This is a genomic window from Holdemania filiformis (assembly GCF_003459085.1).
Lineage (GTDB): Bacteria > Bacillota_I > Bacilli_A > Erysipelotrichales > Erysipelotrichaceae > Holdemania > Holdemania filiformis.
The window spans coordinates 1-21,180 of the sequence record NZ_QRUP01000033.1 but is presented as its reverse complement, the minus strand read 5'-3'; the positions used below and the strand labels follow the sequence as shown (position 1 = coordinate 21,180).

Here is a 21,180-nt window from a genome sequence, read left to right as displayed (position 1 = left end):
TTCATTCAGGAAAAACATTGCCTCGAAAATCAAGGCGGCTATGATAAAATAATATTGTTAAATCGATACGCGGTCAGAGGCCCTCCCTTTCTCTGCCGGCGTATCTTTTTTTCATCGTTTTTTTGCCTGGAATGTTTCCGGTATGCATGTGTCTGTCTGCTTAGACCGGGAAAAGATCTTGGTTTAAGCGTATCTTTCTTTTGAATGTTAGTTTAAGCCGCGGTCTTTAGTCCATACTGCTGAAAAAGAAGGACGGGATCGCACATGAAATATACATCGCCGCGGCAGGCGTTCATCGAAGCCTATTTGTCCGCGCTGCGTTTGCGGGATCTGGAAACCTGCCGCCACAGTCTGCGCGTCAGCCGGCTCGCTTATGAAATGGCCCGGGAGCTGGCGTGGTCCGAGGATCGCTGCCGTAAAATAAAAGAAGGGGCGCTGCTGCATGACTTAGGCAAGCTGGCGACGCCCGATGCCGTACTGTTAAAACCGGGCCGCCTGAACGAGCAGGAATGGCGGCAGATGCGCAATCATCCGGCCGAGGGCGCGCGGCTGGTCAGTCCGACGCCGCTGAACGATCTGACGCCGATGATTCTGCAGCATCATGAGCGCTGGGATGGTGGCGGGTATCCGGTCGGGTTAAAAAGGTCGGAGATCTGCGAGGAGGCCCGCGTGCTGGCACTGGCGGATGCCTACGACGCGATGATCTGCCGCCGCCGCTATCATGATCCGCTGCCGCCGCGGGAGGTTTTGCGCCGGATTGAAGAAGGCCGGGGAACTCAATTCGATCCGGAATTGGCCGATTCCTTTCTCACGCTGCACCGGCCGCTGCGTTAACCCTTTGAAAATTAAATGATAATAAATGAAAGTCGGCTGATTCAAATTGACATCGCTTTCATCCCATTGTAAACTGAGGATCAGAAGGAGATACTCGAATGGAAAAATTTGAACTGAACGATTTTAGAAAACTTCGCGGCTTAAGCGAGGTGACCTTTTCGCCCGACGGCCGGCACATCGCCGTCGTCGTCAAGTCCTGCAACGAACAAGACGGCTATGACTTTACAATCTGGGCCCGCGCCGAGGGCGGGGAATTCCGTCAGCTGACCAGCTTCGGCAAGGAAAGCAGCTATTTGTGGGACGACGAGAACACGCTGATGTTTTTATCGCTGCGCGATCCGGCGGATCAAAAGCGCGCTGAGGCCGGCGAGGAATTGACCGGCGTTTACCGCTTACGGCTGGACGGCGGCGAGGCGGTCAAGGCGTTTACGCTGCCAATTCAGGCGGGAAAGCTGGAAAAGATTAAGGACGGCCTGTATTTGGTCACGGCCCGCTGCGACGCCAATTTGCCGGATTATTATAAGATGAGCGCCGAGGAGCGCAAGCAGGTTGCCGAGGATAAGAAAAAGAACGCCGAGTTCCACGTCCTGGACGAAACTCCGTTCTGGTCCAACGGGACGCCGGGCTTTACCAGCAAGATGCGCACGCGGCTGTTTCTCTACGATGAGAAAAAAGCGGAGCTGACCCCGTGCAGCGATCCGTTATTTCAGGTGGAAGCCAGCGCCGTCGTCGATCAGAAAATCTACTATTCCGGCTGTGCGTACACGCTGCGCACCAAGCTGCAGAAGGACGTCTGGTGCTACGATCTGAATACCGGCGAAAACCGCCAAGTCTACGTCAACGAAGGCTTCGGCAACCGCAGCCAGAATGTCGCGACCGACGGCAGCCGGGTCCTGTTCTGCGCCGCCAAGGGCGAGATCTGGGGACAGAACGAACATCCAAATTTCTATGAGCTCGATCCGGCTTCAGGCACGCTGACACTCTTAGCGGAAGCGGATCTGTCCTACTATCTTGCCAAGCCGAAAGACGGCGCGCTGTGGATCAACGGCAACGACCGCGTTTCCAATAATCTGTTCTGTTTCGGCGCGGATAACGAACTAAAGAAGATGTCCGACTGGAACGGCGATATCGGCAGCTTTGACATCCATGGCGATCAGGCGGTCATCTCCGGCAAACAGGGAATGGAGTTTGATGAAGTCTGGATGATCGATCTGAAAACGCGGGAAGTCCGCTGCCTCAGCGATTTTAATCATTCGTTCTTACAGACGAAATCGGTCAGCGAATGCGAACCGCTGACCATCGCCAGCCATGATTGGGATGTCGACGGCTGGGTCATGAAGCCGGTTGATTTTGATCCGGAAAAGACGTATCCGGCGATTCTGACAATTCACGGCGGGCCGAAGGGGGCGTATCACGGGACATTCGGCATTGATATGCAGACGTGGGCCTCCGCCGGTTACTTCGTCTTCTTCTGCAATCCGATCGGCTCCGACGGCCGCGGCAATGAATTCGCGGAAATCCGGGAAAAGCACGGCACGGTCGACTATGAAGATATCATGAACTTCACTGATGAAGTACTCAAGCGCTATCCGCAAATCGATCCGCAGCGGATGGGCGTGACCGGCGTTTCCTACGGCGGCTATATGACCAACTGGATCATCGGTCATACCGACCGCTTTAAGGCGGCTTCCAGCCAGTGTTCCGTTGTCAACTGGGTTTCGATGTACGGCGTGTCCGACATCAGTATGGAATTTGTTCCGGATCAGATGGGCGGCTCGATCTTTGAGAAAACGCAGACCTATTGGGATCGTTCGCCGCTCAAATACGCGTGCAACGCTGTGACGCCGACGCTGTTCATCCAGCCGCTGGCGGATTTCCGCTGTCATCTGTCCGATGGTCTGCAGATGATCACGGCGCTGATGGACAAAGGCGTGGAAACCCGCGTCGTCTGCTTCGACGGCGATCACCATGGCCTGAACAATTTCGGCAAGCCATCGCATCGTGAACGCTCCTATTCTGAAACGCTGAACTGGATGGACAGCCATCTGAAATAAGTTGCATACCGGCCGCACAGGTTAAATTGTGCGGCTTTTTCAGTAAAAAACGAAAAATTTTAACTTTTTTAACGTTTTTGGAAGGCATTTTGGATTTTTCCGCAATATTAATTATGGAGACATGAATTCCAAAGAAAGGTAGGTATTGCGAATGCACGAAAAAAACACAGTGGAAAAGGATTGGACGATCATGCTGCTGAAGGAGGTTATGCGCCAGACGGGGATGGATGAGGCCGAGCTATGCCGCAAAGCCCGGCAAGCTCCCGACTGGATGGAACGGCTGAGACGGAAGGAGGAAGAAGCAACACTGCAGGATTGCTTTGCGCTGGCAAGCGCTCTGGATCTGTCCTTACATGAATTTTTTATCCGGTTTGATGAAGATGAACGGAATAAAACTTGTCAAATGATGAAATAGTATTTATTTCCGTGAGCTTAAAGGATTAAATTCAGAGGAAATTCGGAGAAAAAGATTGGAATGATTTGAAAAGCACTTTTTAAATTGAGAGGAAAGGCTGAAAAAGTGACGGCTGTCACTTTTTTAGTCTTTTCTCTATGTAAAAACAGAACAATTATTGTAATTTGTTATTTTCAATTATAGGGGTTGCTGATATAATTTACCTGGCGTTAATTATAATTAAAGGAGTAATGGAATGGGAGCTAAAATCACAGATTACAAATCGCTGATTGAGAACCTGAAAACCGAAGCGGCTCAAGCCGGCGATTCTTATTTGGAATGCTCGGCAAAAGAACTGATGGGCAAGCTGAACGAAGGCAACGCGACGCTGATTACCTGCTGCAGCGCGATGCGCCAGTGCATGCTCAGCGGTGATGAAATGATCGTTGCGCCGACGGGCAAGAAAAATGTCAGCACAAAGATGAAGATTCGTTATTACCTGAATGACCTGGACAGCCGTGAAAGCGCGTATATTCCGAAAAAGCGCGGCCGCAAAGCCGGATCCACATTGAAGAAAACCCCGGGTCTGAAGCGTAATCCCAAGACCGGAAAGCTGGAGGCTAAATTTAACAAAGCATATATGACCCAGTCTCTGCAGACCTGGCTGGATAAGAAAAAACTGACTTACGAAGAATTGGAAGACGCCTACCTCGTGCAGACGCCGGAAGGAAAATGGCTGATTGAGGTTGATTATGAAAAACGCGGCAAGAAGCAGACGTTTAATTCGAAGATGTACTCGCTGATCAAAAGGATGGATCCGGATATCGCCAAATATTCGATTCTGATGGAATCCAAGATTTCCTCCAAACAGGAATGGAAACAGCTGAGCGATTACATGAAAAGCCGCCTTGGCATTTCGCTGATCTTTGTGAATCATCAGGGGAAGGTTAAAGAATACCGCTAACCATTGCAGCCTGCAATCTGACGGAGGACGTTCATCTCCGTCTTTTTTGTAAAATCCGGTAAGCGGATAAAGGAGGAAGTTCAATGCGTTTAGTCACAATGAAATTCAGCGCCTCGCAGACGACGGCTAAAGTCGTCGATCAGTTGTGTGCCGGTTTGGGACTGCCGCGGCGGGATCTGAACTTGAACGAAAGCGCCAGTCTGGGACCGCAGGATTGTCTGATCGCGGCTTTTCCCGTTTTTTCCGGAAGACTGCCGGCGTTTTTCAAAGCCTGGATGGATCAGATTCAAGGCCGGGACACGCCGGCGGTGGCGGTCGTCGTCTATGGCAACCGGGCCTATGAGGATGCGCTGCTGGAACTGAGCGATGCCCTGGAGGCTGGCGGGTTCACCGTCGTCGGCGCAGCCGCGGTCGTTGCGCAGCATTCGATTTTTCCCGCTGTTGCCAACGGCCGTCCGGATGCCGCTGATGCAGCCGGAATTGCCAGCTTTGCCCAAGCCTTGCTTGAAAAGGGGCTGGATGCTGCCCATCCGATGACTTCCCCGGTTCCCGGTCAGCGTCCGTACCGGAAAATTACGGCGCTGCCGCTGAAACCCCAAACGAATTCCCGCTGTCTTCGCTGCGGCCGCTGCGCTGCGGTCTGCCCGGTTCAGGCGATTGATCCTGCTCAACCACGCTTAACGGATAAGACGCGCTGCGTGTCCTGCACGGCCTGCATCCAAGTCTGTCCGGTTGGTGCGCGGCAGTTTCCGCCGGCGCTCTATTATCCGGCCCGGCTTGTTTTCCAGCAGAAGATGAAACAACCCCGTCAGCCGGAATGGTTTCTGTAAGCTCGGGCCGCCGAAGTTTGCCGGACAGACAGGAAATCCGGGAAAGCGGAAAAACAAATCTGTAAATGTAAAAATCCTGTAAAAAACAAATGAAAGTATTGCTTTCAAACTGAAAGTCATGTAAACTAAGAGTCAAGGAGTGATATTCCATGCTTAAATTCAATCTGAACCACTCTTATTATTATTATCGATAGACCAATGTAACCCAAGATTCCTTGGAATTTTCGCGTTATATTGGTTCAACAAAACATCAAAGCGAATTTGATGTTTTTTATTTTTTAACGGAAAAGAGGAGAAAACGTATGATTTTAACCGTAAAAAAAGATTGTGACCGCAATGAACTGCAGCGTTTGATGAATCAGCTGGAGAAAAAAGGACTGGAACTCAATTTCAGCGAGGGCGCCAACTATATCGTTCTGGGACTGGTCGGCGATACGACCGCGCTGGACGTCGACTGGCTGAAAAGCTTTACCTGCGTCAAGGAAGTGACCCGGGTTCAGGCTCCTTATAAAAAGGCCAACCGATTGTTCCATCCGGAAGATTCCGTCATCGATGTCAGCGGCGTCAAGGTCGGCGGTCAGGAGAAGATCGTTGTGATCGGCGGTCCCTGCTCGGTCGAAGGGGAGGAAATGATCTGTGACATCGCTCAGCAGGTCAAAGACGCCGGCGGCGTGATGTTGCGAGGCGGCGCGTACAAGCCGAGAACCTCGCCTTACGCTTTCCAGGGGATGGGCACCGAAGGTATTCTTGCGATGGTCAAGGCGCGGGAAAAGACCGGTCTGCCGATCGTCAGCGAATTGATGAGCGCGGATAAGATCGATGAATTTGTCGAACATGTCGATCTGATTCAGGTCGGAGCGCGCAACATGCAGAACTTCGATCTGTTAAAAGCGCTGGGCAAGATTGACAAGCCGGTGCTGTTGAAGCGCGGGCTGGCGAACACGATTGAGGAGTGGATCATGGCGGCGGAGTACATCATGGCCGGCGGCAACAAGAATGTGATCCTGTGCGAACGCGGCATCCGGACATTTGAGAAATACACGCGCAACACGCTGGATCTGAGTGTTGTCCCGATCATCAAGGAACGCACGCATCTGCCGATCATCATCGACCCGTCGCACGCGACCGGGGATTGGAAGCTGGTGGAAGCGATGTCCTTAGCGGCGATTGCGGCCGGAGCGGACGGTCTGATTATCGAAGTCCATGCCTGTCCGGAATGTGCGTGGAGCGACGGGGCGCAGTCGCTGAAGCCGGCGAAGTTCGCCTCTCTGATTGAAAAGGGCCGTGCGATTGCCAAGGTTATCGGCCGGGAATTGTAAGACCCGGTAGTCTGGCAAAAAGAAAAGCCGTTATCCAATAAATTGAGAATAGTCAAAACTAAAAATAAGTCTGAAAAGAAAAGCTGTTTCCCGAACCATCCGAAGACTGGATCAGGAAGCAGCTTTTTCTATTTCTTTTCTTTATTTTTTTCCTTCGGCGTCGGCTTGGTTTTCAGTTCCATAAAATCGTCCGTGTCGAAGAACTCCGCCAGGGTAATTCCCAATCCGTCGCACAGCCGTTTAATCGTGGCGATCGTCGGGGAACTCGTTTCCCGATTCATCAGATTATTGACCGTCGACTGAGTCATGCCGCTGATCTGGGACAGCTGGTAGAGGGACATTCCCTGCTCTTTGGCCAGCGCCTGAATTCTGAGCTTAATCGTATGGGAAAGCTCGTTGCTCATCTTCATCTCTCCTTTTTCCTATCTTTTAATTCTTCCGTTTTTATTTTACCAGAAAAGCCGCGCGGTGGACAGCTTTTCTCACGCGAAATCATACGGAAATCCCAAGTTAACAGGAAATTTAGGCATCCTGCAGCAGCTGCAGGATCTCTTTTAAGCCGCCTTCGGCATGCGGCCCCAGCGTCATGGCCGTCAACGCTCCGCACGCGGAAGCGATCCGCATGCATTCAGCGAGAGGTTTTCCCTGCAGGACCGACGCGGCATACCCTGCGAAAAAAGCATCGCCGGCGCCGTTGGAATCCGCCAGCTTAATCGGCAGAGCCGGGAAGCTTTGCGTTTGTTCCGGCTGGATCAGCTGCGCACCCCGCGAACCGCAGGTTACGACGACGGCCCGCATGCGGTATTGGAAATAAGCCGTCAGCGGCCGGCCCAGCGTCTGTTCCAGAAGTCTTTGCTCCTCTTCGTTAACCTTCAGGTGCGTGCATAAGCGCATCGCTTTTTCCAGCAGGTCCGGATCGATCTGATCGCATAAAGGCCCCGGATCGAAGAATAATTCCTGGTCGGCGCCGAAGGTATGCAGATACGCGACGGCGTTTTCACTGTCTGTTCCATAGATCAGATACAATCCCGTCAGGCAGCAGGCCCGGTAATTCAACGCCGGAATCCGTGCCGGATCAAATATTCCTTCGCAGCCGCGGTAGGTCATAAATGTTCGTTCCTTCTGATCATCCAACAGGATCATGCAGAAACCCGTCTTTTGATCCTCGATCACAAACAGTCCGTCCGCCGGCAGTTCATTGCGGTGAAAAAAAGCCTGAACTTTTTCGATCGACTCCGCGCCGACTGCGGAATATAAAACCGGGTCCAGTCCGAATTTTTTTAAGGTGAACGCGGCGTTGATCGGACAGCCGCCAATCCGTTCAAACGTATCCTGAATCAGCGTGTCCTGGCCCTTGACAGGAAACTGGCTCAGCAGGCAGTACCGGTCCAGGCACAGTCCGCCCAACATTAATACAGGGTTCTCCATGGTTGATTTCCTCGCTTTATTTTTACCATAACGGATATATTATAGTGAACTCAGCCTTGAAAGTCCATCGAACCCGGGTGGAAAACGACGAAATTTGTAACCAACCGGCCGCCGTTCTATGATAAAATGAAGATGTCGAAAACCCGCGGCCTTTCCGGCTTGCTTTTTTCTTCCGGTCGCGCCGTCAGGGATTTTCACCTTCTTGTTTCCGCTGCTTTTGAACAAGGAAGAAGTGCGGAAGACAAAATAAAGAGCGAGGTCAACAAATGAAACAATCTGAACAGGAAATGAAAGAGTGGGCGCAGCAGCTTAACGCCGTCCATCTTCCCCGGTGGGAGGAACTGCCGGATATCGACTTGTATATGGATCAGGTCATGACGCTGATGGACCGGTATCTGGATTTGCTTCTGGGCCGGAGTCACGAAAAGATCATCACCCCGGCCATGGTCAACAATTACGTCAAGCTGAATCTGATTCCGGCGCCGCATAAGAAGCAATACAACCGCGTGCATCTGGCCTATCTGGTCGCCATCACCATTCTCAAGCAGGTTGTGACGATCAAGGAGGTTCGCGTCGGTATTTTGTACCAGGCTCATCTGAGCGGCACGCGCAACGCTTATAACCTGTTTTGTTCGCAGCAGGAATACGAATTAAAGAAAGCGGCCGCGGAAATTGATCCGCAGCTGGCGCTTGAGGCGCCGCCGGAACAGATTTCCTTTGATAATCTGGCGTTAAAAATGGCGTCCGGAGCGTTCGCCCAGAAAATTGTCGCGGAAAAAGCAGTTGCGCTGCAGGAGCAGGAATTAAAGCAAATGCAGGAAGAACATAACCGCAGTCTGCAGAAATGAGCCGCTTCGTCGTCATCGGCGGGGCCAACGTCGATATCATGGGAATTGCCGATCATCCGCTGCGCCCGCAGGATTCTAATCCGGGAACGATCCGGACCATGCTGGGCGGCGTTGGCCGCAATCTGGCGGAAAATCTGGCGCGGTTAGGCGAGAACGTCAGCCTGGTCAGCGTGGTCGGCGACGACAGTTTCGGCCGCTGGATCCTCGAACAGGGACAGGCGTGCGGCGTAGACATGCGCTGGGTTCAATCCCTTCCGGATCAGCGAACCTCGGCCTTTCTGGCGATTCTGGATCCTGATCATGATTTGCACAGCGCGATTGCGGACATGACGATTCTTAACCAACTCGATCAAGCTTGTCTGCGCCCGGTGCTGAATTCGCTTCAACCCGAGGATTTGTTGCTCTGGGATACCAATCTGAATCCTGAGCTGATCCACTGGATCGCCAATCAGGCCCCTTGTCCGCTGGCCATGGATCCGCTCAGCGCGTCCAAAAGCGAAAAAGCCCGGCCGGTTCTGAGCCGGCTGACCTATTTCAAGCCGAACCGGGCGGAAGCGGAACGGCTGTGCGGATTTGCGATCCCAACGCCCGCAAAGATCCGCGCCGCTCTGGATTGGTTCGCAAAGCAGGGCGTTGAGGAAACCGTGCTCTCGCTGGGCGCGCAGGGAACGGCGGTCGGAACGGGGCAACAACGGCTTCTGATGACGCTCGATCCGCTTGAACCGGTCAACACGACCGGCGCGGGCGACTGCTTCTTTGCGGTCTATGTTTCCTTACGCACCCAAGGCGCTTCGATTGCGGACGCGGCGGAATGCGCGGCGGCCGGGGCGGCGCTGACCTTAAGTGATCCGCTGTCCGTCAGCCCTTTGCTGAACCGGCAGGCGCTCACGCTATGGCGCAGCCGGCTGCATTGCCGCTGGCTGGATCTGAACCAGGTTTAACCTTCTCTTTCGATATTCTGCGGCCCGGCCGCAAGCGAAAACCAATTTTAATAAAGAAAGAAAAAGGAGAACGATGATGGAAGAAGTATTGAATATTATTCGTGACGAAACTCTGACTTACCAACAACAGCTGCTTGCCTTAGCCCGTCTGGCGGAAAACATGGACGACACGCTGCAGCGGTCCCCGGAATATCTTCAGGGTGAGCGCGAAGGCATTTTTTGCGATCTGGGCGAAGGCCTGGCGCCGTACCGTCCGCGCTATATCTGTCCGGATTATAAGCAGCTGATGGAAAAGGGTTCCCCGTTTCTCGGTCTGACGCCGCCGCAGGATTTGTTGGAAGCGACCAACGCTTTGCTGATCATGTATCATCATGTGCCTTCGATCACCTCGTTTCCAGTGTATCTGGGCAATCTCGACGAGCTGCTGGAGCCGTTTGTTCTGAAAGAAACGCCGCAGCGGGCGAAACAGATTCTGAAGATGTTTCTGCTGCACATCGACCGCACGCTGACCGATTCCTTTGTGCATGCCGATCTCGGGCCGCAGGCGAGCCGCACCGGCGAGTTGATTCTGGAGTTGACGGAAGAAATGCAGTGCGCGATGCCGAATCTGACGTTGAAATACGATCCGCAGCAGACCAGCGACGATTTTCTGAAACGCTGCGCGCTGTGCATGCTGAAAACTGCCAAGCCGTCGTTTGCCAACCACGCGATGTTTACGCGCGAATGGGGCGAGAACTATGCGATCGCTTCCTGTTACAATGGCCTGAAGATCGGCGGAGGCGGTTTCACGCTGCCGCGGATCCGGCTGTATGAATGCTCGCTGAAGGCGAAGGATCCGCAGGATTTCCTGGATAATGTGCTGCCGCGCTATGTGCAGATCATGTTGGAAATGATGGAAGACCGGATCCGTTTCATCGTTGAAACCAGTGCGTTCTTCAAAGCCAATTTCTTAGTCACCGAAGGCTTTGTCAAGCTTGAGAATTTCACCGGGATGTTCGGCATGGTCGGGCTGGCGGAATGCGTTAACCATCTGTTGGGGATCGAGGATCCGCGGCGCGGTTATGGCAACAACGTTCAGGCGGATGATCTGGGCGTCAAGATTTTACAACGCTTAAGCGATTTGGTCGCGGGTTTTACCTCAGCCTATTGTGATTGCACTGATCATCACTTCCGTCTGCACGCGCAGGTCGGAATCGATTCCGACGGCCGCGAGAACTCTCCGGGCGCGCGGATTCCGGTCGGCGCGGAACCGGGCATGCTGAAGCAGATTCAGCACGCTGCCCGGATGCACGGCTTTTTCCCGACCGGGATCGGCGATATCTTTAAATTTGAGGAAACGTGGCTGAACACCCCGGAAGCTCTAGGCGATATCATCAAAGGCGCAATGACGAGCGGAATGCGCTATTTTTCCGGCTATCTTGAGAATAACGACGTCGTCCGCGTAACCGGCTATCTGGTCAAGAAAAGCGAACTGGCGAAGCTCGATCAGCACAAGCAGTCGCTGAACAACGTCAGCATTTTCGGTCAGGGCGCCCGTGATAAAGGTAATGCGCTCGATCGCCGGGTGGAAAAGCGGGAACAATGAAGGCGCTGATCAATCGGATCATTCCCTTTTCCAACGTCGACGGCCCCGGGAACCGCTGCGCGATCTTTTTCCAAGGCTGTCCGCTGCACTGCGCGTATTGCCACAATCCCGAAACCTGGCGGATCTGCGATCATTGCGGCCGGTGCGTCGCCGGCTGTCCGGCCGGGGCGCTGACTTTGCGCGCGGGGAAAGTCGTGTGGGAGGAAAGCCGCTGCGTGGGCTGCGATCAATGCATTCATGTCTGTCCCCATCATGCTTCGTGCAAGGTCAGCGAGCTGACGCCGGAAGCGTTATTGGACCGGGTTGCGGAAACCTTCCCGTTTATTCAGGGGATTACGGTCAGCGGCGGGGAATGTATGCTTTACGCCGATTTTCTGACGGAATTCTTCCGCCTTGTCAAGGCGGCCGGGAAAACCTGTCTGATCGATTCCAATGGAATCCTTGATTTTAGGCAATACCCCGAGCTGCTGCAGCTGTGCGACGGCGTTATGCTTGATATGAAAGCCATTGACGACGACTTTCATCGTCAGCTCACCGGCGCGTCCAACCGCCAGGTGCTTGATAATCTGACACTGCTGCTCGAGGCCGGTAAGCTGGAAGAAGTCCGCACGGTGCTGCTGCCTGAATTTTCTGAACAAAATCAGAAGACCGTGCGGGGGGTTAATGAAAGGCTGCAGGGAAAAATCCGTTACAAACTGCTGCGCTACCGGCCCTTCGGGGTATGCGAGGAAGGACTGCGATTCTGCGGCCGGACGATCACGCCGCTGGAAGAAGCCCAGCGTCTGGCGCAGGCGGAAAGTGACCGCGGTTTTCATAACTGTGTCGTCATTTGAACAGAATTCCGCTGTTCTTTGTCGAATTGATGAAAGGAAGTCCGTAAGGGCTTCCTTTTTGTCGGCTGCCCTCTTTATAAAATGTGCGCTTGCGTGATATAATAAGAAAGCAAGTCAACGAAGGAGAATGGCCGGATGAAAACACCACAAAAAGCGATATCGCAGCTGATAACGCAGAAGGAAATTTTAGAAGAGCTCAAAGAACTTGGCGTCGGCGCCGGCATGATCCTGGAAGTTCATGCGTCGCTCAGCGCGTTCGGTTATGTTTGCGGCGGAGCGCAAACCGTCGTTAACGCTTTGATCGAAGCGGTCGGGTATTCCGGTACGCTTTTGATGGCGATGCAATGTTCGGACAACACCGAACCATCGGCCTGGGAAAATCCGCCGATCGAACGACATTTGATCAAAGCCGTGCGCGAACAAATGCCGGCGTTTAATAAAAAAGAATCAGATACCCGGGGGATGGGAGCGGTCGTTGAGAATCTGCGGCGGCGCGAGGGGATCGTTGTTTCCCATCATCCCAACTGCGCTTATGTCGCCTGGGGCAAATACGCAAAGCTGCTCTGCAATCATCAATCGCTGCATTTTCCGCTGTCGGAGGAATCCCCGGTCGCTCGGCTATATGAGCTGAAAGGCTCTGTGCTGTTGATGGGCGTCGATTACACCCGCTGCACAGCACTGCATTTAGCGGAGTACCGCAGCGAAATCCGGCCGGTGATTCTGCGCGGCGCAGCCGTAGAGCTGGAAGGCAAGCGGATGTGGAAGAAATATCTGGATCTGGATATCGACAGTGAAATATTCAATAAGGCCGGCAAACGGCTGGAAGAAAAAGGCTTCGTTAAAAAAGGAAAGGCCGGCATGGCCGATCTGAAGCTTTTCAAAGCCGACGCCGCGATTGATGAAGCGGTTCGCTATTTCGCTAAGGAACACCCGTATGCCCGTTATCTCCAGCCGACGCTCTTTTAAAGAAGAAAGAATCAACCGATTTCTATCCAAGCAGGATGATGAAAGCTTGGAAGCGCAGAAAATCATAGAAGTAAAAGCATAAAAAACAGCGGGATAAGCACCGCTGTTTTTAAATGCTCGGATAATTTCAGTTATTGATCCAATACTTTTTAAATTCTATTTTTACCTCGAATTTGGAAACGCCAGGAACCGAATCATCAGTCAAAAGCGAATAATTCGCCGATCCAGGCGCCAAGCTCGCGCAGGACGGCTTCCTCCGCCGGCCCGAAACGGTCGGGAATCGGAGCGTCGATATCCAGAACGCCGACGACTTCAGATTGATATACCAGCGGTACGACGATTTCACTGCGGCTGGCTTCATCACAGGCAATATGACCGGGAAACTGATGGACGTCACGAACGACTAAACATTCATTTTTCTGTGCGGCGGTTCCGCATACGCCTTTGCCTAAAGCGATATGCGTGCAGGCTGGTTTCCCCTGAAAGGGACCTAAGATTAATTCGCCTTGTTTCATCAGATAAAATCCAGCCCAGTTGATCCTGGGCATACTCTGCATGATCAGCGCGCTGAGATTAGCCAGGCAGCAGATCCGATCCGTTTCTCCAGAACATAAGGCTTTAGCGTTATCCAGCAACGTGTCCAGGTCCATTGTTAAATTCTCATTCATCCCATTTTCCTCCGTTTTCTTTATTTTACAAGAATCGTCATAAAAAAGGAACGCTTCAATTTAGATTGTGCTATAATAAGATCCGTGAACAGGGGAGCAAATGCTGAGATCCAACGATGGAACAAACCCTTATCACCTGATCTAGGTAAAACTAGCGTAGGGAGTTTACTGATTTTTCCTTACGCCTCACACTTGGAGGTGTTTTTTTATGAAATGGACAACCAAAGATCTCGTCTACATGGCGCTGTACGCTGCGTTATTTATCGTACTCGACGTCGCCGTCAACACGCTCGGAATTCTTCAGATGCCCAACGGCGGTTCGCTTGGCGTCTCAGTGATTCCGCTGTTAATGGCCAGCTATCATTTGGGCTGGCAGAAAGGCACGGTCGTTGCCGTCCTTTCGATTCTGCTGCAGTATGTCACCGGTCCGATGTATACTCCGGATCTGGTCGGCTTTCTGCTCGACTATTTCTTCGCCTTTTCCGTTTATGGACTGGCGAGCCTGTTTCCTAATTACAAATGGTTTTATTCCGGCGTGCTTGTCACCAACCTTGTCCGGCTGATCTGCAGCACGCTGTCCGGAATCCTTGTTTGGGAAACGGCGCCGTGGGCTTCGTTGGTCTACAATGCGACTTACATGATTCCGACGGCGATCCTGTGTCTGGTTCTGCTGCCGTTGGTCATGCCGCGCATCAAACCGTTGATGAATAAGAAATAAAGTCCTGTCTGCAATTAGATCAGAATCGAAAAACTCAGCAATCAGCCGCTTTGATTACAAAAAAAACCGCAGAATTTGAGCGCTCGCAGGCTTCTCAAATCAGCGGTTTTTCTTTATTTTCAATAAGGGAGAGAATAGAGAAATTCAGCTCAGCTGACTTTCTTCTGATTTAAAGGTTTGATGCTTCGTGTTGATTTTCTGCGCTTGTTCTTTTTCCAGCTTATACCAGCCCTTTTCAAACATCAGATCGTAATTTTTTCGCTGCAGCTGGCTGCTTTCCTGAAATAAGCTGAAGAGCTTGGTATAAAGCTCGTTGTTGCTGGCTTCCTGACAAGCTAAGGAGTACATGTAGGTAATATGCTTGATCGAGATCAACAAATCATTCAGCCGGTCGCGGTCATTAAAACGTTTCTCGTCGGGTAAAATCTCAGATTTTGGATTCATGACTTCCTGACTGTTCATTCGTTGACACTTCCTTTCAATTCATCGATCAGAATGGAATACTGACTTTTCAGGGTTTCGTAGTAGTGAGCGGCAAAGTCGCTGACTTGCGTATCTTCGATCTTCTGGCTGTAAGCCTCTGCTTTCTTGGCTGTGGTCAGCAGCGTTTCTAACAGGTCTGCCAGATAAGAACAGTCTTTCGGTGAAAGCATTTTTGGCGGTGTTTTCATCATCCAGCCTCCTTTCTGCTGAAAGTATGGGCAGGGCGGAAAGATTTATGCGGATCGAACCGAAGGATCAATCCGACGGGATTCCCCTCTTTTCGTCCAGACTAAAAAGAGTTATAATAAAAAAGATTTTATAAAAACAAGAAATGAGGTGAATCAACATGCTGCCTGAGGTGGGATCACAAGTCTACATTCAGAGTTTCAAGCATGATGGTTCGCTGCATCGGACATGGGCCAAGGGCTTCGTCATTGAAGCCGGACCGCGCCGGGTGATTGCCGTAACCAATAAAACATGGGTCACCGAGGCTGACGGCCGCCGTTGGTTTACACGGGAACCAGCGATTTGCTTCTTTTATCCTGATCATTGGTACAACGTGATCACGATGATTCGGAAAACCGGCATCTATTATTACTGTAATCTCGCTTCTCCAAGTTTATATGACGGCGAGGCGATCAAGAATATTGATTATGATTTAGATGTAAAGCTGTTTCCGGACGGAAGAATTGAAATTTTGGATGAAGACGAGTATGAGCAGCATGGCCGCGAAATGGGATACAGCGAACCGCTGAAGCACGCCGTGGAAAAAGAAATGGACGTGCTGATCGGCAAGATCAAACGAAAAGAATCACCATTCAATCAAAAGGAAATTGAATGTCTGTACCACGAATATTTGGAACTGCTGCATGCAACGCTGCAGAATCCTGATCGGGAGAAGCTTTGAACTGATAAGATCAGTTCGGAGTTTTTTTGTTTGAGACCATGGCGATGGGCGTGAATTAGGAAGGGGGAGAGGTTATAAAGAATTGAGAAGATAAGAAAACGAGATGAAAAAAGAGGGGAGAACATCACTTTAGAAGAATCCAGGATCAGAGGAAATGAAACGTATTTAACTGAGGGAAGCTAAGTGGTTATAATTGAAGGACAATATTGAAATAAGAATATCAGAAAGGATGAATAAATTGAGAAAAAGGGGGAACGTTGAAAAACAGAGAGAGGGATTAAAAAGCCTTTAAATAAAGGGGAAAACACACGAAGGTGAAAATAAATAAAAAAAATTAAAAAAGATGTTGACAGAAAAGGGGTGTTTTGGTAATATTAATGAGCACCTCGCGAGAGGGCATCGATCTTTGAAAACTAAACAGGAAGAAAAGCACAAATACAACGTCAATTCATTAAGCAGCTATTCTAAGGAATAGTGAAGATAAAACAAAGAGCTAACAAACTCTGACAAATGGAGAGTTTGATCCTGGCTCAGGATGAACGCTGGCGGCGTGCCTAATACATGCAAGTCGAACGCTTTGTAAAGGAGCTTGCTTCTTTACAGGGAGTGGCGAACGGGTGAGTAATACATAAGCAATCTGCCCATCGGCCTGGGATAACAGTTGGAAACGACTGCTAATACCGGATAGGTGATTGAGAGGCATCTCTCGATCATTAAAGTTGGGATACAACACGGATGGATGAGCTTATGGCGTATTAGCTAGTAGGTGAGGTAACGGCCCACCTAGGCGATGATACGTAGCCGACCTGAGAGGGTGACCGGCCACATTGGGACTGAGACACGGCCCAAACTCCTACGGGAGGCAGCAGTAGGGAATTTTCGGCAATGGGCGAAAGCCTGACCGAGCAACGCCGCGTGAGTGAAGAAGGCCTTCGGGTTGTAAAGCTCTGTTGTGAAGGAAGAACGGCTCATACAGGGAATGGTATGGGAGTGACGGTACTTTACCAGAAAGCCACGGCTAACTACGTGCCAGCAGCCGCGGTAATACGTAGGTGGCGAGCGTTATCCGGAATTATTGGGCGTAAAGGGTGCGCAGGCGGTTTGTTAAGTTTAAGGTGAAAGCGTGGGGCTTAACCCCATATAGCCTTAGAAACTGACAGACTAGAGTACAGGAGAGGGCAATGGAATTCCATGTGTAGCGGTAAAATGCGTAGATATATGGAGGAACACCAGTGGCGAAGGCGGTTGCCTGGCCTGTAACTGACGCTCATGCACGAAAGCGTGGGGAGCAAATAGGATTAGATACCCTAGTAGTCCACGCCGTAAACGATGAGAACTAAGTGTTGGGGAAACTCAGTGCTGCAGTTAACGCAATAAGTTCTCCGCCTGGGGAGTATGCACGCAAGTGTGAAACTCAAAGGAATTGACGGGGGCCCGCACAAGCGGTGGAGTATGTGGTTTAATTCGACGCAACGCGAAGAACCTTACCAGGTCTTGACATCCCCTGCAAAGCTATGGAGACATAGTGGAGGTTATCAGGGAGACAGGTGGTGCATGGTTGTCGTCAGCTCGTGTCGTGAGATGTTGGGTTAAGTCCCGCAACGAGCGCAACCCTTGTCTTTAGTTACTAACATTAAGTTGAGGACTCTAGAGAGACTGCCGGTGACAAACCGGAGGAAGGTGGGGATGACGTCAAATCATCATGCCCCTTATGACCTGGGCTACACACGTACTACAATGGCGGATACAACGAGAAGCAAGACAGTGATGTGGAGCAAAACTCAGAAAGTCCGTCTCAGTTCGGATTGAAGTCTGCAACCCGACTTCATGAAGCCGGAATCGCTAGTAATCGCGGATCAGCATGCCGCGGTGAATACGTTCTCGGGCCTTGTACACACCGCCCGTCAAACCATGAGAGTTGGCAATACCCGAAGCCGGTGGCCTAACCTCGCAAGAGGAGGGAGCCGTCGAAGGTAGGGCTGATGATTGGGGTTAAGTCGTAACAAGGTATCCCTACGGGAACGTGGGGATGGATCACCTCCTTTCTAAGGAGAAAGAAGTACAAGGAAGTTGGATTTGTGAGGAAGTAAGCCTGTTTAGTTTTGAGAGATCGAAAGATTTCTCAGACAGTGATTGTTCTTTGAAAACCGAATAACAGAAAACAGATAGAAAGACATGATCTTTCTGAAAAGTTGTAAGATTTCAAAAATCAGAACAAGATATTTGAAGTTGAACGTTGAACAGTTCTTATTAGAGATTGAAAGGAACTCTGGACGACTCGCAGTCAAGACAGAGGACCTGTGATTAAATGAATAAGGGCGTATGGTGGATGCCTAGGCATGTAGAGCAGAAGAAGGACGCAGCTAACGGCGAAACGCGACGGGGAGTGGTAAGCACACATCGATCCGTCGGTCTCCGAATGGGGAAACCCAGCGCGAGTAATGTCGCGTTACCCATGAGTGAATACATAGCTCATGAGGAGAGAACCCAGGGAATTGAAACATCTTAGTACCTGGAGGAAAAGAAAATAACAATGATTCCCTCAGTAGCGGCGAGCGAACGGGGAAGAGCCCAAACCAGCCTAAGGGCTGGGGTAGTAGGACCACGACGTGGTACAGTAACCGATAGAAGAAGGACATTGAAAGGTCCGCCAAAGAGGGTGCAAGCCCCGTAATCGAAATTGGGAGCTGACCTAGTGGAATCCTGAGTACGGCGAGGCACGTGGAACCTTGTCGGAAGCATCCGGGACCATCCGGAAAGGCTAAATACTCCTACATGACCGATAGTGAACCAGTACCGTGAGGGAAAGGTGAAAAGAACCGCGGGAGCGGAGTGAAATAGAACCTGAAACCATATGCTTACAAGAAGACAGAGCCCGTTAAGGGGTGATGTCGTGCCTTTTGTAGAATGAACCGGCGAGTTATCTTATCGTGCGAGGTTAAGTGGAAGACACGGAGCCGAAGCGAAAGCGAGTCTGAATAGGGCGGCAGTACGATGAGATAGACCCGAAGCCGTAGTGATCTAGCCATGACCAGGTTGAAGTTTGGGTGAAACCAAATGGAGGACCGAACCGACCCCCGTTGAAAAGTTGGCGGATGAGTTGTGGCTAGCGGAGAAATTCCAATCGAACACGGCGATAGCTGGTTCTCCCCGAAATAGCTTTAGGGCTAGCGTCGAAGTAAGGGTAGTGGAGGTAGAGCACTGAATTCATGATGGCGCCGTCAAGGTGTACTGAATGAAATCAAACTCCGAATGCCATTATTGAATCTTCGGCAGTCAGACTGTGGGTGATAAGGTCCATGGTCAAAAGGGAAACAGCCCAGATCATCAGTTAAGGTCCCAAAATTACCGCTAAGTGGAAAAGGATGTGGGGATGCACAGACAACTAGGAGGTTGGCTTAGAAGCAGCCACCCTTCAAAGAGTGCGTAACAGCTCACTAGTCGAGTGACCCTGCGCCGAAAATTAACCGGGGCTAAGCGGTATACCGAAACTATGGCAATGATGTAAATCATTGGGTAGGGGAGCGTTCCATGGGCGTTGAAGCTGTACCGTAAGGAGCAGTGGAGCGCATGGAAGTGAGAATGCCGGTGTGAGTAGCGAGATGCAGGTGAGAATCCTGCACACCGATAGACCAAGGATTCCAGGGGAAGGTTCGTCCGCCCTGGGTAAGTCGGGACCTAAGGCGAGGCTGAAAAGCGTAGTCGATGGAAAACAGGTTGATATTCCTGTACCCGCGCATCGAGTGATGGAGTGACAAAGAAGGCTAACCGGACCGGTAAATGGATTCCGGACCAAGCGAGGTAGGAGGCAGTCAGGCAAATCCGGCTGTCAATCTGAAGGCGTGACGGGGAGTGAACAGCGCGAGCTAAGTAGCGAAGACGGCGATGCCAGCTTTCAAGAAAAGCTTCTAGCGCTAATCGATGAGCGGCCCGTACCAAAACCGACACAGGTGGTCAAGGCGAGAAGCCTAAGGTGAGCGAGAGAACTGTTGCCAAGGAACTCGGCAAAATAGCCCCGTACGTTCGCAAGAAGGGGCGCTCGAAAGAGCCGCAGTGAAGAGGCCCAAGCAACTGTTTAACTAAAACACAGCTCTCTGCAAAGTCGCAAGACGAAGTATAGGGGGTGACGCCTGCCCGGTGCTGGAAGGTTAAGAGGATATGTTAGTCGCAAGACGAAGCATTGAATTGAAGCCCCAGTGAACGGCGGCCGTAACTATAACGGTCCTAAGGTAGCGAAATTCCTTGTCAGGTAAGTTCTGACCCGCACGAAAGGCGTAATGATTTGGGCGCTGTCTCGGCAGCAGACTCGGTGAAATCTTAGTACCTGTGAAGATGCAGGTTACCCGCAACTAGACGGAAAGACCCCATGGAGCTTTACTGTAGCCTGATATTGAGTTTTGATCAAGTATGTACAGGATAGGTGGGAGACGAAGAAGTTGGGACGTCAGTTTCAATGGAGTCGACGTTGGGATACCACTCTTAGTTGATTGAAATTCTAACCTGTATCCATGAGCTGGGTAAGGGACAGTGTCAGGTGGGCAGTTTGACTGGGGCGGTCGCCTCCTAAAGAGTAACGGAGGCGCCCAAAGGTACCCTCAGATTGGTTGGAAATCAATCGACGAGCGCAAATGCAGAAGGGTGCTTGACTGCAAGACAGACAAGTCGAGCAGGGACGAAAGTCGGGATTAGTGATCCGGCGGTGCAGAATGGAATGGCCGTCGCTTAACGGATAAAAGCTACCCTGGGGATAACAGGCTGATCTCGCCCAAGAGTTCACATCGACGGCGAGGTTTGGCACCTCGATGTCGGCTCATCGCATCCTGGAGCTGAATTCGGTTCCAAGGGTTGGGCTGTCCGCCCATTAAAGCGGTACGCGAGCTGGGTTCAGAACGTCGTGAGACAGTTCGGTCCCTATCTGTTGTGGGCGTAGGAAATTTGAGGAGAGCTGTCCTTAGTACGAGAGGACCGGGATGGACCCACCGCTGGTGCACCAGTTGTATCGCCAGATGCATAGCTGGGTAGCTAAGTGGGGAACGGATAAACGCTGAAGGCATCTAAGCGTGAAACCGACTCCGAGATGAGATTTCCCATTTCCAAGAGAAAGTAAGACCCCTTGAAGACGACGAGGTAGATAGGTCAGAGATGGAAGCACAGCGATGTGTGGAGTTGACTGATACTAATCGGTCGAGGATTTAATCACATGAGGAAAAAAACGTTCATAACGAAGTAAGAAAGAGCAAGACTTTCTAGAAGCAACTGTTATTTGGTTTTCAGGGAATAATCCTGAAACGATCTGGTGACGATAGCGAAATGGTCACACCTGTTCCCATCCCGAACACAGAAGTTAAGCATTTCCGCGGCGAGAATAGCTATGCCTGCCATAGTGAAGGCAGCTCGTTGCCAGGTTC

Annotated in this window: 18 protein-coding genes, 3 rRNA genes and 1 riboswitch; of the genes, 16 read left to right on the top strand and 5 right to left on the bottom strand. The window is 51.3% G+C overall.

All coding sequences use genetic code 11. The features are described from left to right. The first annotated feature begins 264 nt into the window (after positions 1 to 264). From DWY25_RS17110 to aroF, 6 genes are all read left to right on the top strand, one after another. Positions 265 to 834 carry an HD-GYP domain-containing protein gene (locus tag DWY25_RS17110; protein ID WP_006059813.1) on the top strand — a complete coding sequence of 190 codons (570 nt, stop codon included), beginning with the start codon at positions 265 to 267 and terminating at the stop codon, positions 832 to 834. Positions 835 to 932: 98 nt separating this feature from the next. Beyond that, positions 933 to 2,888, top strand: a complete 1,956-nt coding sequence (locus tag DWY25_RS17105; RefSeq protein ID WP_006059812.1) for a S9 family peptidase — start codon at positions 933 to 935, stop codon at positions 2,886 to 2,888. Between the two features lie 151 nt (positions 2,889 to 3,039). Next, a complete protein-coding gene (locus tag DWY25_RS17100) occupies positions 3,040 to 3,303 on the top strand; it encodes a hypothetical protein (RefSeq protein WP_006059811.1) in 264 nt (87 codons plus the stop codon). Between the two features lie 235 nt (positions 3,304 to 3,538). Then, positions 3,539 to 4,246, top strand: coding sequence for a hypothetical protein (locus DWY25_RS17095; protein ID WP_117896270.1), 708 nt, complete (start codon positions 3,539 to 3,541; stop codon positions 4,244 to 4,246). Positions 4,247 to 4,329: 83 nt separating this feature from the next. Further along, positions 4,330 to 5,076: a 4Fe-4S binding protein gene (locus DWY25_RS17090; RefSeq protein WP_117896268.1), complete on the top strand. Its 747-nt coding sequence runs from the start codon at positions 4,330 to 4,332 to the stop codon at positions 5,074 to 5,076. 302 nt (positions 5,077 to 5,378) lie between these two features. Then, positions 5,379 to 6,395: a 3-deoxy-7-phosphoheptulonate synthase gene (gene aroF, locus DWY25_RS17085; RefSeq protein ID WP_117896266.1), complete on the top strand. Its 1,017-nt coding sequence runs from the start codon at positions 5,379 to 5,381 to the stop codon at positions 6,393 to 6,395. Positions 6,396 to 6,523: 128 nt separating this feature from the next. Here the strand turns inward: aroF and DWY25_RS17080 are convergent, their stop codons facing one another. Together DWY25_RS17080 and DWY25_RS17075 are read right to left on the bottom strand one after the other, a co-directional pair. Next, positions 6,524 to 6,799, bottom strand: coding sequence for a helix-turn-helix domain-containing protein (locus tag DWY25_RS17080; protein ID WP_050766966.1), 276 nt, complete (start codon positions 6,797 to 6,799; stop codon positions 6,524 to 6,526). Between the two features lie 118 nt (positions 6,800 to 6,917). Further along, positions 6,918 to 7,823 carry a carbohydrate kinase family protein gene (locus DWY25_RS17075; RefSeq protein ID WP_117896264.1) on the bottom strand — a complete coding sequence of 302 codons (906 nt, stop codon included), beginning with the start codon at positions 7,821 to 7,823 and terminating at the stop codon, positions 6,918 to 6,920. 266 nt (positions 7,824 to 8,089) lie between these two features. Between DWY25_RS17075 and DWY25_RS17070 the strand changes: the two genes are divergently transcribed. The 5 genes from DWY25_RS17070 (at position 8,090) to DWY25_RS17050 (ending at position 12,996) form a co-directional block, all read left to right on the top strand. Beyond that, positions 8,090 to 8,671, top strand: a complete 582-nt coding sequence (locus tag DWY25_RS17070) for a DUF1836 domain-containing protein (protein ID WP_117896262.1) — start codon at positions 8,090 to 8,092, stop codon at positions 8,669 to 8,671. Continuing rightward, entirely contained in the window at positions 8,668 to 9,612 is a 945-nt protein-coding gene (locus DWY25_RS17065; RefSeq protein WP_117896261.1) for a carbohydrate kinase family protein, read from the top strand. The genes DWY25_RS17070 and DWY25_RS17065 overlap by 4 nt, the downstream gene beginning before the upstream one ends. A 76-nt stretch (positions 9,613 to 9,688) precedes the next feature. After that, positions 9,689 to 11,197, top strand: coding sequence for a YjjI family glycine radical enzyme (locus DWY25_RS17060; protein ID WP_117896258.1), 1,509 nt, complete (start codon positions 9,689 to 9,691; stop codon positions 11,195 to 11,197). Beyond that, on the top strand, positions 11,194 to 12,030 hold the full coding sequence (locus tag DWY25_RS17055) for a YjjW family glycine radical enzyme activase (RefSeq protein ID WP_117896256.1): 837 nt from the start codon (positions 11,194 to 11,196) through the stop codon (positions 12,028 to 12,030). Before DWY25_RS17060 ends, DWY25_RS17055 begins: the two co-directional genes overlap by 4 nt. Before the next feature lie 135 nt (positions 12,031 to 12,165). Next, complete coding sequence (locus DWY25_RS17050) at positions 12,166 to 12,996, top strand: AAC(3) family N-acetyltransferase (protein WP_117896254.1); 831 nt, start codon at positions 12,166 to 12,168, stop codon at positions 12,994 to 12,996. A gap of 197 nt (positions 12,997 to 13,193) precedes the next feature. Here DWY25_RS17050 and DWY25_RS17045 read toward each other — a convergent pair whose 3' ends face one another. After that, positions 13,194 to 13,664 (bottom strand): GAF domain-containing protein, encoded by a 471-nt coding sequence (locus DWY25_RS17045; RefSeq protein ID WP_117896253.1) that lies wholly within the window; start codon positions 13,662 to 13,664, stop codon positions 13,194 to 13,196. Positions 13,665 to 13,744: 80 nt separating this feature from the next. After that, positions 13,745 to 13,844: riboswitch (TPP riboswitch) on the top strand. A 28-nt stretch (positions 13,845 to 13,872) separates the two neighbouring features. On the opposite strand from DWY25_RS17045, the gene DWY25_RS17040 reads away from it, so the two are divergent. Beyond that, positions 13,873 to 14,382, top strand: a complete 510-nt coding sequence (locus DWY25_RS17040) for an energy-coupled thiamine transporter ThiT (protein ID WP_117896252.1) — start codon at positions 13,873 to 13,875, stop codon at positions 14,380 to 14,382. A gap of 144 nt (positions 14,383 to 14,526) precedes the next feature. On the opposite strand, the gene DWY25_RS17035 is transcribed toward DWY25_RS17040, so the two are convergent. Together DWY25_RS17035 and DWY25_RS17030 are read right to left on the bottom strand one after the other, a co-directional pair. Beyond that, positions 14,527 to 14,844 (bottom strand): spore coat protein, encoded by a 318-nt coding sequence (locus tag DWY25_RS17035; protein WP_117896251.1) that lies wholly within the window; start codon positions 14,842 to 14,844, stop codon positions 14,527 to 14,529. Then, entirely contained in the window at positions 14,841 to 15,053 is a 213-nt protein-coding gene (locus DWY25_RS17030) for a hypothetical protein (protein ID WP_117896250.1), read from the bottom strand. Before DWY25_RS17030 ends, DWY25_RS17035 begins: the two co-directional genes overlap by 4 nt. A 158-nt stretch (positions 15,054 to 15,211) precedes the next feature. Here DWY25_RS17030 and DWY25_RS17025 point away from each other — a divergent pair, with 158 nt between their 5' ends. From DWY25_RS17025 to rrf, 4 genes are all read left to right on the top strand, one after another. Next, a complete protein-coding gene (locus DWY25_RS17025) occupies positions 15,212 to 15,772 on the top strand; it encodes a DUF402 domain-containing protein (RefSeq protein ID WP_006059719.1) in 561 nt (186 codons plus the stop codon). A 507-nt stretch (positions 15,773 to 16,279) separates the two neighbouring features. Next, positions 16,280 to 17,817, top strand: a 16S ribosomal RNA gene (locus DWY25_RS17020). 257 nt (positions 17,818 to 18,074) lie between these two features. Beyond that, positions 18,075 to 20,972: ribosomal RNA gene (locus tag DWY25_RS17015) — 23S ribosomal RNA — on the top strand. A gap of 92 nt (positions 20,973 to 21,064) precedes the next feature. Next, positions 21,065 to 21,178: ribosomal RNA gene (rrf, locus tag DWY25_RS17010) — 5S ribosomal RNA — on the top strand. The 16S, 23S and 5S rRNA genes sit together here, the layout of an rRNA operon. The last annotated feature ends 2 nt before the right edge of the window (positions 21,179 to 21,180 follow it).

What these genes read in the sequence shown, in the direction of transcription:
- DWY25_RS17025 (WP_006059719.1), top strand. Translation starts at nt 15,212, where the DNA reads ATGCTGCCTGAGGTGGGATCACAAGTCTACATTCAGAGTTTCAAGCAT.
- DWY25_RS17090 (WP_117896268.1), top strand. Translation starts at nt 4,330, where the DNA reads ATGCGTTTAGTCACAATGAAATTCAGCGCCTCGCAGACGACGGCTAAA.
- DWY25_RS17040 (WP_117896252.1), top strand. Translation starts at nt 13,873, where the DNA reads ATGAAATGGACAACCAAAGATCTCGTCTACATGGCGCTGTACGCTGCG.
- DWY25_RS17110 (WP_006059813.1), top strand. Translation starts at nt 265, where the DNA reads ATGAAATATACATCGCCGCGGCAGGCGTTCATCGAAGCCTATTTGTCC.
- DWY25_RS17055 (WP_117896256.1), top strand. Translation starts at nt 11,194, where the DNA reads ATGAAGGCGCTGATCAATCGGATCATTCCCTTTTCCAACGTCGACGGC.
- DWY25_RS17095 (WP_117896270.1), top strand. Translation starts at nt 3,539, where the DNA reads ATGGGAGCTAAAATCACAGATTACAAATCGCTGATTGAGAACCTGAAA.
- DWY25_RS17050 (WP_117896254.1), top strand. Translation starts at nt 12,166, where the DNA reads ATGAAAACACCACAAAAAGCGATATCGCAGCTGATAACGCAGAAGGAA.
- DWY25_RS17035 (WP_117896251.1), bottom strand. Translation starts at nt 14,844, where the DNA reads ATGAACAGTCAGGAAGTCATGAATCCAAAATCTGAGATTTTACCCGAC.
- DWY25_RS17100 (WP_006059811.1), top strand. Translation starts at nt 3,040, where the DNA reads ATGCACGAAAAAAACACAGTGGAAAAGGATTGGACGATCATGCTGCTG.
- DWY25_RS17045 (WP_117896253.1), bottom strand. Translation starts at nt 13,664, where the DNA reads ATGAATGAGAATTTAACAATGGACCTGGACACGTTGCTGGATAACGCT.
- DWY25_RS17075 (WP_117896264.1), bottom strand. Translation starts at nt 7,823, where the DNA reads ATGGAGAACCCTGTATTAATGTTGGGCGGACTGTGCCTGGACCGGTAC.
- DWY25_RS17065 (WP_117896261.1), top strand. Translation starts at nt 8,668, where the DNA reads ATGAGCCGCTTCGTCGTCATCGGCGGGGCCAACGTCGATATCATGGGA.
- DWY25_RS17070 (WP_117896262.1), top strand. Translation starts at nt 8,090, where the DNA reads ATGAAACAATCTGAACAGGAAATGAAAGAGTGGGCGCAGCAGCTTAAC.
- DWY25_RS17030 (WP_117896250.1), bottom strand. Translation starts at nt 15,053, where the DNA reads ATGAAAACACCGCCAAAAATGCTTTCACCGAAAGACTGTTCTTATCTG.
- aroF (WP_117896266.1), top strand. Translation starts at nt 5,379, where the DNA reads ATGATTTTAACCGTAAAAAAAGATTGTGACCGCAATGAACTGCAGCGT.
- DWY25_RS17080 (WP_050766966.1), bottom strand. Translation starts at nt 6,799, where the DNA reads ATGAGCAACGAGCTTTCCCATACGATTAAGCTCAGAATTCAGGCGCTG.
- DWY25_RS17105 (WP_006059812.1), top strand. Translation starts at nt 933, where the DNA reads ATGGAAAAATTTGAACTGAACGATTTTAGAAAACTTCGCGGCTTAAGC.
- DWY25_RS17060 (WP_117896258.1), top strand. Translation starts at nt 9,689, where the DNA reads ATGGAAGAAGTATTGAATATTATTCGTGACGAAACTCTGACTTACCAA.